We start from the raw sequence: 12,234 nt of genomic DNA on the forward strand, positions 1-12,234 counted from the left end.
CTCAGCTCCCCCGATAGGTCGAATAGCCGTAGGGCGATATGAGCAGCGGCACGTGATAGTGCATCGGCTCGGCCATGCCGAAGCGGATCGGCACGCTGTCGAGGAAGGCCGGTTCCGGCAGTCTCAACCCCTGCCGGCGCAGATAGTCGCCGGCGGCGAAGACCAGCTCGTATTCGCCGGTGCGGAATTCCGCGTCGGCAAGCAGCGGCGCGTCACACCGGCCGTCGGCATTGGTGACCGCTGTCTTCAGATGCGTCCGCATGTCGTCGTTGATGCGGTAAAGCTCGATCGACAGGCCTGCCGCCGGCCTGCCGGTCGCGGTGTCGAGGACATGGGTCGTCAGACGTCCGCCTTCGGCTTTCGACGTTTCCGCCACTGGCTGCTCCCATTCCGGTACACTCGAACATGTCCGGTACAGTCGAACATGTTTGGCGAATTGTGCGCCCATTAAAGGCGATGCATAAGTCCCGGTCGAGTGAAGTGCTGCAAAAACACTTTCAAAAATTTTCGGGGGAATGCGCAAGCAATCCTTTCGACTATCCTGATCACACTATCCGGCAGGAGCGACAATGCGTTACGAACGAGACATGCGCGGCTACGGCGCTAATCCGCCGGATCCGAAATGGCCCGGCAGGGCGCATGTCGCGGTGCAGTTCGTCATCAATTACGAGGAAGGCGGCGAAAATTGCGTCCTGCACGGCGACAAGGCTTCGGAAGCCTTCCTGTCCGAGATCGTCGGCGCTGCACCCTGGCCCGGGCAGCGCCACCGGAACATGGAATCGATCTACGAATATGGCGCCCGCGCCGGCTTCTGGCGATTGCTGCGCCTGTTCACCGAGGCTGAGGTGCCGATCACCTGCTACGGCGTCGCCACAGCACTGGCGCGTTCGCCCGACCAGGTCGTGGCGATGCAGGAGGCCGGCTGGGAGATCGCCTCGCACGGGCTGAGATGGATCGACTATCGCGACCATGCGCCGGAGGACGAGCGCCGCGACATGGACGAGGCAATCCGGCTGCACTACGAGGTGACAGGCGCACGGCCGACCGGCTGGTACACCGGCCGCACGTCGATCAACACCGTGCGGCTGGCGGCGGAAGAGGGCGGCTTCGACTATGTGTCGGACACCTATGACGACGAGCTGCCCTACTGGTTCGAGCATGCTGGGCCGGACGGGTCGGCAAAGCCGCAGCTCATCATCCCCTATACGCTCGACGCCAACGATATGCGTTTCGCCACGCCGCAGGGCTTCAACTCGGGCGACCAGTTCTTCGCCTATCTTAGGGATAGTTTCGATACGCTCTATGCCGAGGGCAAGGCAGGACGGCCGCGCATGATGAATATCGGCCTGCACTGCCGCCTCGTCGGCCGGCCGGGCCGGGTCGCGGCGCTGAAGCGCTTCGTCGACTACGTCAAATCACACGACAGGGTCTGGCTGGCGCGACGCATCGACATTGCAAGGCACTGGCAAGAGAACCATCTGTTCCGGCCGCCGACGCTGCGCCCGTCGAAGATGGAATTCGAGGCTTTCGTCCAGGCATTCGGCGGCGTATTCGAGCATTCGCCGTGGATCGCCGAGCGCGCCTATGAGCTGGAGCTCGGTCCGGCGCATGACAGTGCCGGCGGCCTGCACAATGCGCTGTGCCGTGTCTTTCGCGGCGCCAGCGGGGCCGAGCGGCTCTCCGTGCTCAACGCCCATCCCGACCTTGCCGGCAAACTGGCGCAAACCAAGCGGCTGACTGCGGAATCGGCCAGGGAACAGGCTTCCGCAGGGCTCGAGGCGTTGACCGACAAGGAGCGCGAGCTGTTCTCAAAGCTCAATGCCGCCTACGTCGCCAATTTCGACTTCCCCTTCATCATCGCGGTGAAAGGCAAGACCAAGGAAGAAATCCTGGCGGAGTTCGAGGCGCGCATCGGCAACAGCCGCGGCGTTGAATTCGAAACCGCCTGCAAACAGGTCGAGCGCATCGCACTGCTCCGCCTCAAGGACATGCTTCCGCAATAGGCCTTGCTTCCGCAATAGGCTCTGAACTGATGGATACGATGAAAATGGCCGACCGAACCTATTACGCGCCGCAGGGCGGCCACCCCGGCCAGAGCGAGCTGCTGACCGGCCGCGCTGTCTTCACCGAGGCCTACGCCGTTATTCCAAGGGGGGTGATGCAGGACATCGTCACCAGCGCCCTGCCGTTCTGGGACAAGACCCGCGTCTGGGTGCTGTCGCGCCCGCTGTCCGGGTTTGCCGAGACGTTTTCGCAATACATCGTCGAGGTCGCGCCCGGCGGCGGCAGCGACCGGCCGGAACCGGATGCCGGCGCCGAGGGCGCCCTGTTTGTGGTCGAGGGCGAGCTGAGCGTTTTGCTGGCTGGCGAGAAGCATGTCCTGCAGCCGGGCGGCTTTGCTTTCCTGCCGCCGGCCAGCGGATGGACAGTTCGCAACGAGAGCGGCGCTGCTGTCCGCTTCCACTGGATCCGCAAGGCTTACGAAGCCGTCGAAGGCATTGATGTCCCGCAAGCCTTCTTTGCCAACGAACAGGACATTGCACCGACGCCGATGCCCGGCACCGAGGGCTGTTGGGCGACGACGCGCTTCGTTGACTCTGAAGACATGCGCCACGACATGCATGTCACCATCGTCACGCTCGAACCGGGCGCGGTCATTCCCTTCGCCGAGACGCATGTCATGGAACACGGCCTCTATGTGCTGGAGGGCAAGGCGGTCTACCGCCTCAACCAGGACTGGGTCGAGGTCGAGGCCGGCGACTATATGTGGCTGCGCGCCTTCTGTCCGCAGGCCTGCTATGCTGGCGGCCCCGGAAAATTCCGCTATTTGCTCTACAAGGACGTCAACCGGCACGCCAAACTTGGTGGCGCCGGCGTCGGGAGGCGCGCGCCATGACCCGCATCGTGGCGCGGCCGCTGACCCGCGAAAATTTTGCCGAGTTCGGCGACGTCATCGATATGGGCGGCGACAATCACTACCCGATCAATGGTGGGAAGGCCGAGCGCTACCACGACCTCGCCACCTTCGAAGCGCAGGGGCCGAATGGGCGCGTGCTGATTTCCATGGTGCGCGGCACGCCTTACGATTTTCCGCTGAAGCTCACCATGGTCGAGCGTCATCCGTTCGGAAGCCAGGCTTTCATGCCGCTGTCGCCACGGCCGTTCCTGGTCGTCGTCTGCCATGATGGCGACGACGGCCCGGGCGAGCCGCACGCCTTCCTCACCGCGCCCGGGCAGGGCGTCAATTATCCTCGCAATCGCTGGCACGGCGTGCTGACGCCGATCGGCGAGGCTCAGGATTTCCTCGTAGTCGACCGCGGTGGCGACGGCGCCAACCTCGAAGAGTGCCATTTCTCGCACGCTTACGAGATCAATCTTCCCGATGGGAGCCAGTGATGGCCGACGTCTCGTTGATCGACCGCCTGCTCGACGTCATCGAGCATGACATCGTGCCGAAGACGGCCGAAGGCGTCGCCCACGGCAACAAGCTGTTCGGCGCAGCGATCCTGCGGAAGGAAGACCACTCGTTGGTGCTCGCAGAGACCAACAACGAGACGGAAAATCCGCTCTGGCATGGTGAAGTGCATTGCCTGAAGCGGTTTTATGAAATGCCGAAGGCTGAGCGCGTCGACACCAGGGATGCCATTTTTCTCGCCACACATGAACCCTGCTCGCTCTGCCTGTCAGCGATCACCTGGACCGGCTTCGACAATTTCTACTATTTGTTTTCGCATGAGGATTCGCGCGACAGCTTCGCCATCCCGCACGATCTGAAGGTCCTGAAAGAGGTCTTCACCCTCGACCCCGGCGGCTACAATGCCGAGAACGCCTATTGGAAGAGCTTTTCGATCCGAAGACTGGTGCGGTCGCTGCCCGAGGCCGAGCGCAAGCGGCTGGAAGCACGGATCGGCAAGATCTCGGCGCGCTACGACGAACTGTCCAGCGCTTACCAGGCGATCAAGGACGAAAACGACATTCCGTTGAGTTGACGCGGATTGACCAGCCGAATTCGTTGGCTGGCCCACGACGACGTCCCACGGGCTCCATCATTTGGCGGTCCTGGAGTCGCCCGCATGAAAACCCTCACTGAATTTCCCCGCAAGGTCGTCGAGTTTCCGGACATGGGCATCGTCATGCCGGATGGCTGCCGGCTGTCGGCGCGGGTGTGGATGCCGGCCGATGCCGCCGACGATCCGGTGCCGGCGATCCTCGAGCACCTGCCCTACCGCAAGCGCGACGGCACGATCTTTCGCGATCAGCTGACGCATCCCTATTTCGCCGGCTATGGCTACGCATCGATCCGCGTCGACATGCGCGGCAATGGCGATTCCGAAGGGCTGATGGACGACGAATATTCCGAGCAGGAATTGCAGGACGCCTGCGATGTGATCGCCTGGGCGGCCGCCCAGCCCTGGTGCAACGGCAATGTCGGCATGATGGGCATCTCCTGGGGCGGCTTCAACTGCCTGCAGGTTGCAGCCAAGCAGCCGCCGGCGTTGAAGGCAGTCATCAGCCTGTGCTCGACCGTCGACCGCTATGCCGACGACATCCACTACAAGGGCGGCTGCCTGCTGATCGAGAATTTCGGCTGGGCCTCGACCATGCTCTCCTATTCGTCGCGGCCACCGGACCCGCTGCTGGCCGGCGACAACAGATGGCGCGACCTATGGCTGACCCGGCTGGAGAACCAGCCCTTCCTGGCGCCGCTGTGGCTGAAACACCAGCACCGCGACGCCTATTGGAAGCGCGGTTCGATCTGCGAGAACTATTCCGCCATCCAAGCCGCCGTGCTGTCGATCGGCGGCTGGCATGACGGCTATCGCAATACAATTTCCTACCTCGCGGCCAATATCGAGGCGCCGGTCAAGGGCATCGTCGGCCCGTGGATCCACAAGTACCCGCATTACGCCGCACCGAAACCAGCGATCGGCTTCCTGCAGGAGGCCTTGCGCTGGTGGGACCGCTGGTTGAAAGGCATCGACACCGGCGTCGAGGCCGACCCGGCCTACCGCGCCTATGTGATGGACAGCGTGCGCCCCGCGCGTTGGCATCCCGAGCGGCCCGGCCGCTGGGTTGCCGAAGCAGACTGGCCATCGCCCAACATCAAGGCTGAGGCGATCGAACTGATCCCGGAAGGCGCCAGGCCTGCAATCGTGGCTTCGCCACAAGGCTGCGGCCTCGCCGGCGGCGAATATTTCCCCTTCACCTTCGGGCCGGAACTGCCCGGCGATCAGCGCCCCGACGATGCGCTGTCGGTGTGTTTCGACCAGCCCCCGCTCGGCGAGGCGATCGACATTGTCGGCGCGCCGGAGGTTTTGATCCAGGTCGCCTCGGATCGACCGCAGGCGAATATCGCGGTGCGGCTGTGCGACGTGCATCCTGACGGCGCATCCGAATTGATCTCCTACGGCGTGCTCAACCTGACGCACCGCAACTCGCATGAATTCCCCGAGGCGCTGGTGCCGGAAGAGACCGTTTTGGCGCGGGTGGTGCTCGACCACTGCGCCTATCGCGTGCCATCAGGCCATCGCCTGCGTATTGCCGTTTCGACCGCCTACTGGCCGATGATCTGGCCATCGCCGGAACCGGTTCGGCTCGACCTGTCGGCGGCTACGCTGAAGCTGCCGCTGCGTCCGCCGGCGCAAGGCGACGAAGTCACGTTCCCTACGCCCGAGGCAGCCGTGCCCTGGGCAACCGAAACGGTCCGTGCCGCCAATTCGGAGCGTCATGTTGATCGCGACGAGAAGACCGGAATCGTCACGCTTTCCATTGTCGACGATTTCGGCGAGGTGCGCGACCTGGAGCATGGCCTCGCCAATGGCAGCGTCGCCCGCGAGACATGGGCGATCCATCCTGACAATCCGCTGTCAGCGTCGGGCAAGACGCACTGGACGCAGACGCTGTCGCGAAATGGATGGTCGGTGCGCACAGAAACGTCAGCCGAGATGCGGTCCGATGCGCAAAACTTCATTATTAGCGCCAGAATCGAAGCCTATGAAGGCGAGGAACTGGTTTTCGAGCGTAATTTCGAACAGAAAATCCCGCGCGATCTGCTTTGAGCGCTTATGCGGATTGGTCCAATTGCGACGTACGATTTACGCCACGGCATGTCGCATTCGGTCTTGCTTACGGCGTTCCCTTGCGGTCATTATTCTCCTCACAAGAAACCATAAAAAACGACCACAAGGTCGAACCAACAGAGTGAGGAACTCAATATGTCAAACGAACTGGAATTTCTTAGCCGGCGCGTCGCATCCGGCAAACTGAGCCGTCGTGATTTTCTCGGCCGGGCGGCAGCGCTCGGCGTCACCGCGACCTTCGCCAACTCGCTGCTTTCAAGTGCGGCGCGCGCCGCGGGTCCGGTCAAGGGCGGCACGTTGAAGGCCGGCCTGGTCGGCGGCGAGTCCACCAACAGCCTCGATCCGGCCCTGTTCATGACGCAGGTGCCGTTCGCCTTCGGCAAGATGTGGGGCGAACTGATCGTCGAGCTTTCCCCGGAAGGCACGCTCGAGAACCGCATCGCCGAGGAGATCGGCTCGTCTGACGACGCCAAGGTCTGGACGCTGAAGATTCGCGACGGCGTCGAATTCCATAACGGCAAGACGGTAACCGCCGAGGACGTCGCCGCCACACTCGAACGCCATTCGGACGAGAAGTCGAAGTCGGGCGCGCTCGGCTACATGAAAGGCATCGAGAGCATCAAGGCCAGCGGCAAGGAAGTCGTGCTGACGCTGAAGGAAGCCAATGCCGACCTGCCCTATCTGCTTAGCGATTACCATTTGATCATCCAGCCCAATGGCGGCAAGGACAAGGCCGACGCCGGCATCTCGGCCGGACCCTACAAGATCACCACCAACGAGCCCGGCGTGCGCCATGGCGGCGAGCGGTTCGCCAATTACTGGCAGGCCGACAAGATGGGCCATGCCGACCAGATCGAGATCATCGTCATCAACGACGCCACGGCGCGCACTTCGGCCTTGCAGGGCGGCCAGGTCAACATGATCAACCGCGTCGAGCCGAAGATCGTCGACCTGATCAAGCGGCTGCCCGGCGTCACCATCCGCAACCATGCGGGTCCTGGCCACTACGTCTTCATCATGCATTGCAACACGGCGCCGTTCGACAACAACGATTTGCGCATGGCGCTGAAGCTGGCGATCGACCGCGAGGAGATGCTCGACAAGATCCTCAGAGGCTATGGCTCGCTCGGCAACGACTTCCCGATCAACGCGTCCTATCCGCTGTTTACCGAGATCGAGCAGCGCAACTACGACCCCGACAAGGCCAAGTTCCACTACAAGAAGTCGGGGCACGACGGCACCGTGCTGCTCAGGACCTCGGATGTCGCCTTCCCCGGCGCCGTCGACGCATCCCAGCTCTTCCAGCAGAGCGCGGCCAAGGCCGGCATCAAGATCGAGCTCAAGCGGGAGCCCGGCGACGGTTACTGGAACGAGGTCTGGAACAAGCAGCCCTTCTCCGCCTCCTATTGGGGCGGCCGCTCGACCCAGGACCAGATGTATTCGACCGCCTATCTGTCGACGGCCGATTGGAACGATACGCGTTTCAAGCGTCCGGACTTCGACAAGATGGTGCTGGCGGCGCGCGCCGAGCTCGATGAGACCAAGCGCAAGCAGATGTATTACGACATGGCTGTCATGGTGCGCGACGAGGGCGGCCTCATCTTGCCGATGTTCAATCAGTTCATCGACGCGACGGGTGCCAAGGTCGCCGGCTGGGTCGACGATCCGCATCAGGAACTGATGAACGGCTACGCTCTGGCGAAGTGCTGGCTCGAAGCTTGAGCCTGGCCTTGCGGATATGTCCTCACCCATTGTGAAACTGGTGGCCCAGCGCGTTGCGCTGGGCATCCTTCTCTTGTTGGCCGTCTCGGTCCTGATCTTCGCCGGCACCCAGATCCTGCCCGGCGACGTCGCGCAAGCCATTCTCGGACAGTCGGCGACGCCGGAGTCGCTCGCCAATCTGCGCGAGCAGCTCGGCCTCAACGATCCGGCCTTTATCCGCTATTTCCGCTGGCTCGGCGGCGTCGTGACCGGCGATCTCGGCACCGCCATGTCGAGCGGGCAGGATATTGCGACGTCGATCAAGGGGCGGTTGTGGAACACGCTGTTCCTCGCCTTCTGGGCGGCGGTCGTGGCCGTGCCGCTGGCGATCATACTCGGCCTGATCGCAGTGCGTTACCGCAATGGCTGGGTCGACAAGCTGATCTCCGGACTGGCGCTTGCCTCGACCTCGTTTCCCGAATTCTTCATCGGCTACGTGCTGGTCTATTTCTTTGCCGTGAAATACCAGATCTTCCCCGGCATCTCGACGGTCTATGACGGAATGCCTTTCGGCGAGCGCATGCAGGCGATCATGCTGCCGGCGGCGGCGCTGACGCTGGTGGTGCTCGCCCACATGATGCGCATGACGCGCGCCGCAATCCTCAATGTCATGCAGTCGGCCTATGTGGAAACCGCCGAGCTCAAGGGGCTTTCGGCATTCGCCGTCATCCGCAGGCATGCCTTTCCCAATGCGATTGCGCCGATCATCAACGTCGTCATGCTCAACCTCGCCTATCTCATCGTCGGCGTCGTCGTGGTCGAAGTGATCTTCGTCTACCCGGGCATGGGCCAATATCTCGTCGACCACGTCACCAAGCGCGACGTGCCGGTGGTGCAGGCGGTGGGCCTGATCTTCGCCGCCGTGTACATCAGCCTGAACATCATTGCGGACATAGCGGCGATCGTCGCCAATCCGCGTCTCAGACATCCGAAATAGGGGAGCGGGCATGCTCGACATAAAACGCATCCCCATCCCTGCGCTGATCGGCCTGGTGCTGACGGCGCTGTTCGTGCTGGGGGCGATCTTCGCGCCCTGGATCGCTCCTTATGGCAATGGCGAGATTGTCGGCGACGTCTGGGGACCGATGTCGGCGGCACATTGGCTGGGCACCGACAATCTCGGCCGCGACCTTCTTTCGCGCATGATCTACGGCGCCCGCGTCACGCTGCTCATCGCGGTGCTGGCCACGGCGCTGTCCTTCTCGCTTGGCGCGATCCTTGGCTTCTCGGCGGCGGTTTTCGGCGGCTGGTTCGACACGCTGCTGTCGCGCCTCGTCGATCTCCTGATGTCGATCCCGACGCTGATCATGGGCCTCGTCGTGCTGTCGGTGCTGCCAACCAATCTGGTAACGCTGATCCTGGTCATGGGTATCCTCGACTCGACCCGCGTCTACCGCCTGTCGCGGGCGGTCGCCGTCGACATCAACGTCATGGATTACGTCGAGGCGGCCAAGCTGCGCGGCGAAGGCAGCGCGTGGATCATCTTCCGCGAGATCCTGCCCAACGCGTTGTCGCCGCTGGTTTCGGAACTCGGCCTGCGCTTCATCTATGCGGTGCTGTTCCTGTCGACGCTGTCCTTCCTCGGGCTCGGCGTGCAGCCGCCTAGCGCCGACTGGGGCGGCATGGTCAAGGAAAACAAGGATGGCATCGTCTTCGGTATCGCGGCGGCGCTCATCCCTGCGGCGGCGATCGCCATGCTGGCGATTTCCGTCAACCTTGTCGCCGACTGGGTGCTCAACCGCACGACAAGCCTTAAGGGAGGACGCGGGTGATGGCTGACCAGCGAGCAAAGTCCATGCTGCTCGACATCCGCAATCTGCGCATCGAGGCCACGGTGTTCCCGCCGGGCGAGGCGCCGAAGAACATCGTGCTTGTCCACGACGTCTCGCTGACGCTCGAGAAGGGCAAGGTGCTCGGCCTGATCGGCGAGTCCGGCGCCGGCAAGTCGACCATCGGCCTGGCGTCGATGGGCTATGGCCGCGGCGGCGTGCGCATCACCGGCGGCGAGGTCACCCTCAACGGCCGCGACATCCTCAAGGGCGGCAAGGAAGGCTTTCGCAAGCTGCGTGGCCGCGAGGTCTGCTATGTCGCGCAATCGGCTGCCGCCGCCTTCAACCCAGCGCATAGGCTGATGGACCAGGTGGTCGAGGCGACACTGCTGCATGGCACGGCAACCCGGGCTGCGGCCGAAAAACGCGCCGTTGCGCTGTTCAAGAAGCTCAGCCTGCCGAACCCCGAAAGCATCGGCGAGCGCTTTCCGCACCAGGTATCGGGCGGCCAGCTGCAGCGCGTGATGACGGCGATGGCGCTGTGTTCCGAGCCCGACCTGATCGTCTTCGACGAGCCTACCACGGCGCTTGACGTGACGACGCAGATCGACGTGCTGGCGGCGATCAAGGACGCCATCCGCGACACGCATGTCGCGGCGCTGTACATCACCCATGACCTTGCCGTCGTCGCTCAGGTCTCGGACGAGATCATGGTCCTGCGCCATGGCCGGCTGGTCGAATGGGGCGGCACCCGCCAGATCATCAAGGAACCGCGCCAGGAATACACCAATGCGCTGGTCTCGGTGCATGAGATCGAGCACCAGGAGCAAAAGCCCGGCACGACGCCGTTCCTGTCGGTCAAGAACATCACCGCCGCCTATGGCCGCAGCCATATCAAGGTGCTGAAGAACGTCTCGGTCGACATCTATCCGGGCCAGACGCTGGCGGTGGTCGGCGAGTCCGGCTCGGGCAAGTCGACGCTGGCGCGCGCCATCACCGGCCTGTTGCCGCCCGAACAAGGCACCGTCACCTTCGACGCGCGGCCGCTCGCCAACCGGCTTGCCGATCGGCCGAAAGAGGATCTGCGCCAGTTGCAGATGATCTACCAGATGGCCGACGTGGCGATGAACCCGCGCCAGACCGTCGGCACCATCATCGGCCGGCCGCTCGAATTCTATTTTGGTCTGCGCGGCCGCGAGCGCGACAAGCGCGTCGCCGAACTGCTCGACAAGATCGAGATGGGCAAGGGTTTCATCGACCGCTACCCGGCCGAGCTTTCCGGCGGCCAGAAGCAGCGCGTCTGCATCGCCCGCTCGCTCGCCGCCAAGCCGAAGCTGATCATCTGCGACGAGGTGACCTCGGCGCTCGACCCGCTGGTCGCCAACGGCATCCTGAAACTGTTGCTCGAGCTGCAGAAAGAGGAAAACGTCGCCTATCTGTTCATCACCCACGATCTCGCCACGGTGAAGTCGATCGCCGATTCGATCGCGGTGATGTATCGCGGCGAGGTGGTGCGCTACGGTGCCAAGAGCCAGGTGTTGGCGCCGCCCTTCGACGCCTACACCGACCTTCTCTTGTCCTCAGTCCCCGAAATGGAGATCGGCTGGCTGGAGAAGGCGATCAAGGGACGACGCATGGCCAGCGCCGGCAATTAGACACCCCGGTGGCGCTCGAGACAAAACTTCTGCTGATCATCCTCGACGGCATGCCTTATCGCAATTGGCGCCGGCTGATGGGCAATCTCGAAGGCTGGGTGCAATCGGGCGAAGCGCGCGTCTGGAAGATGCGCTCCGTGCTGCCGTCGACCTCGGCCTGCTGCTATGCGTCGATCCATACTGGCGTGGCGCCGCAAGTGCACGGCATCCTGACCAACGAGAACCGGTTCCGAGTTGAGCAACCCGACATATTCTCCGAGGTCAGCAAAGCCGGTGGCAAGACCGGCGCGGTCACTCATTCCTACTGGTCCGAATTCTTCCGGGCCTATCCGTTCGATCTGGTCGAGGACATGGAGTTCGATGAGCCCGGCGGGCCGATCACGCATGGCCGGTTCCACACCATGACCGGCTACAACGCCCGCAATCAGATGACGCCGAGCGACGTCGACCTGTTCGCGACGCTGACGATGCTGACCAGGCGCCACGGCATCGACTACGGCATCCTGCACACCTGCACGCTGGACTCGATGGGCCACCGCTTCGGCCACGACTGCCATGAGATGGACCACGCCGTTTATGCGATGGACGGCATGCTGGCCACCTTCCTGCCGAGGTGGCGGGAAGCCGGCTACGAGGTGATCGTCACCGCCGATCACGGCCAGACCGATCGCGGCCATCATGGCGGCCATGACGACGAGATGCAGGATTTTGCGCTTTACTACTTCGGGCCCGGCATGGGGCCGGAGGCCGACGCTCTGTTAGACCAGTTGCAGCTTGCGCCTACGGTGCTTGCGCGCCTCGGCGTGCCGGTGCCCGCGACGATGAAGGCCAGGCCGTTCCTGGACTGAACACGCGTCTTCCCTTCTCCCGCTGTGGGAGAAGGCGGATTGGCGCGAAGCGACAAGACGGATGAGGGGTGTTGTAAGAAACTCGGCGTGAAAATATTGAGGGATTTGAAGCGCTTATTTC

Annotated in this window: 11 protein-coding genes; 10 read left to right on the top strand and 1 reads right to left on the bottom strand. The window is 63.2% G+C overall.

The window, feature by feature from the left end:
* Window position 1: 1 nt before the first annotated feature.
* Window positions 2-376, bottom strand: a complete 375-nt coding sequence (gene uraH, locus AC0L18_RS13265) for a hydroxyisourate hydrolase (RefSeq protein WP_236377917.1) — start codon at window positions 374-376, stop codon at window positions 2-4.
* Window positions 377-569: 193 nt separating this feature from the next.
* Here uraH and puuE point away from each other — a divergent pair, with 193 nt between their 5' ends.
* The 10 genes from puuE (at window position 570) to AC0L18_RS13315 (ending at window position 12,113) form a co-directional block, all read left to right on the top strand.
* Entirely contained in the window at window positions 570-2,003 is a 1,434-nt protein-coding gene (gene puuE / locus AC0L18_RS13270; protein ID WP_473492653.1) for an allantoinase PuuE, read from the top strand.
* Window positions 2,004-2,047: 44 nt separating this feature from the next.
* Window positions 2,048-2,896, top strand: coding sequence for a bifunctional allantoicase/(S)-ureidoglycine aminohydrolase (locus AC0L18_RS13275; RefSeq protein ID WP_473492654.1), 849 nt, complete (start codon window positions 2,048-2,050; stop codon window positions 2,894-2,896).
* Window positions 2,893-3,396, top strand: a complete 504-nt coding sequence (locus tag AC0L18_RS13280; RefSeq protein ID WP_473492655.1) for an ureidoglycolate lyase — start codon at window positions 2,893-2,895, stop codon at window positions 3,394-3,396. Before AC0L18_RS13275 ends, AC0L18_RS13280 begins: the two co-directional genes overlap by 4 nt.
* On the top strand, window positions 3,396-3,989 hold the full coding sequence (locus tag AC0L18_RS13285) for a nucleoside deaminase (protein ID WP_473492657.1): 594 nt from the start codon (window positions 3,396-3,398) through the stop codon (window positions 3,987-3,989). Before AC0L18_RS13280 ends, AC0L18_RS13285 begins: the two co-directional genes overlap by 1 nt.
* Window positions 3,990-4,073: 84 nt before the next feature.
* Window positions 4,074-6,059 (top strand): CocE/NonD family hydrolase, encoded by a 1,986-nt coding sequence (locus AC0L18_RS13290; RefSeq protein ID WP_473492659.1) that lies wholly within the window; start codon window positions 4,074-4,076, stop codon window positions 6,057-6,059.
* A gap of 156 nt (window positions 6,060-6,215) precedes the next feature.
* The gene (locus AC0L18_RS13295; protein ID WP_473492661.1) at window positions 6,216-7,802 is read left to right on the top strand and encodes an ABC transporter substrate-binding protein; all 1,587 of its coding nucleotides are present in this window, start codon (window positions 6,216-6,218) and stop codon (window positions 7,800-7,802) included.
* Between the two features lie 16 nt (window positions 7,803-7,818).
* Complete coding sequence (locus AC0L18_RS13300; RefSeq protein ID WP_473492662.1) at window positions 7,819-8,778, top strand: ABC transporter permease; 960 nt, start codon at window positions 7,819-7,821, stop codon at window positions 8,776-8,778.
* Window positions 8,779-8,788: 10 nt separating this feature from the next.
* Window positions 8,789-9,613 (top strand): ABC transporter permease, encoded by an 825-nt coding sequence (locus AC0L18_RS13305; RefSeq protein ID WP_473492663.1) that lies wholly within the window; start codon window positions 8,789-8,791, stop codon window positions 9,611-9,613.
* On the top strand, window positions 9,613-11,265 hold the full coding sequence (locus AC0L18_RS13310; protein ID WP_473492665.1) for an ABC transporter ATP-binding protein: 1,653 nt from the start codon (window positions 9,613-9,615) through the stop codon (window positions 11,263-11,265). The genes AC0L18_RS13305 and AC0L18_RS13310 overlap by 1 nt, the downstream gene beginning before the upstream one ends.
* An 8-nt stretch (window positions 11,266-11,273) precedes the next feature.
* Window positions 11,274-12,113, top strand: coding sequence for an alkaline phosphatase family protein (locus tag AC0L18_RS13315; protein ID WP_473492666.1), 840 nt, complete (start codon window positions 11,274-11,276; stop codon window positions 12,111-12,113).
* Window positions 12,114-12,234: the final 121 nt, after the last annotated feature.

It is taken from the genome of Mesorhizobium sp. WSM4819 (assembly GCF_055811215.1).

What these genes read in the sequence shown, in the direction of transcription:
- puuE (WP_473492653.1), top strand. Translation starts at nt 570, where the DNA reads ATGCGTTACGAACGAGACATGCGCGGCTACGGCGCTAATCCGCCGGAT.
- AC0L18_RS13275 (WP_473492654.1), top strand. Translation starts at nt 2,048, where the DNA reads ATGGCCGACCGAACCTATTACGCGCCGCAGGGCGGCCACCCCGGCCAG.
- AC0L18_RS13280 (WP_473492655.1), top strand. Translation starts at nt 2,893, where the DNA reads ATGACCCGCATCGTGGCGCGGCCGCTGACCCGCGAAAATTTTGCCGAG.
- AC0L18_RS13285 (WP_473492657.1), top strand. Translation starts at nt 3,396, where the DNA reads ATGGCCGACGTCTCGTTGATCGACCGCCTGCTCGACGTCATCGAGCAT.
- AC0L18_RS13290 (WP_473492659.1), top strand. Translation starts at nt 4,074, where the DNA reads ATGAAAACCCTCACTGAATTTCCCCGCAAGGTCGTCGAGTTTCCGGAC.
- AC0L18_RS13295 (WP_473492661.1), top strand. Translation starts at nt 6,216, where the DNA reads ATGTCAAACGAACTGGAATTTCTTAGCCGGCGCGTCGCATCCGGCAAA.
- AC0L18_RS13300 (WP_473492662.1), top strand. Translation starts at nt 7,819, where the DNA reads ATGTCCTCACCCATTGTGAAACTGGTGGCCCAGCGCGTTGCGCTGGGC.
- AC0L18_RS13305 (WP_473492663.1), top strand. Translation starts at nt 8,789, where the DNA reads ATGCTCGACATAAAACGCATCCCCATCCCTGCGCTGATCGGCCTGGTG.
- AC0L18_RS13310 (WP_473492665.1), top strand. Translation starts at nt 9,613, where the DNA reads ATGGCTGACCAGCGAGCAAAGTCCATGCTGCTCGACATCCGCAATCTG.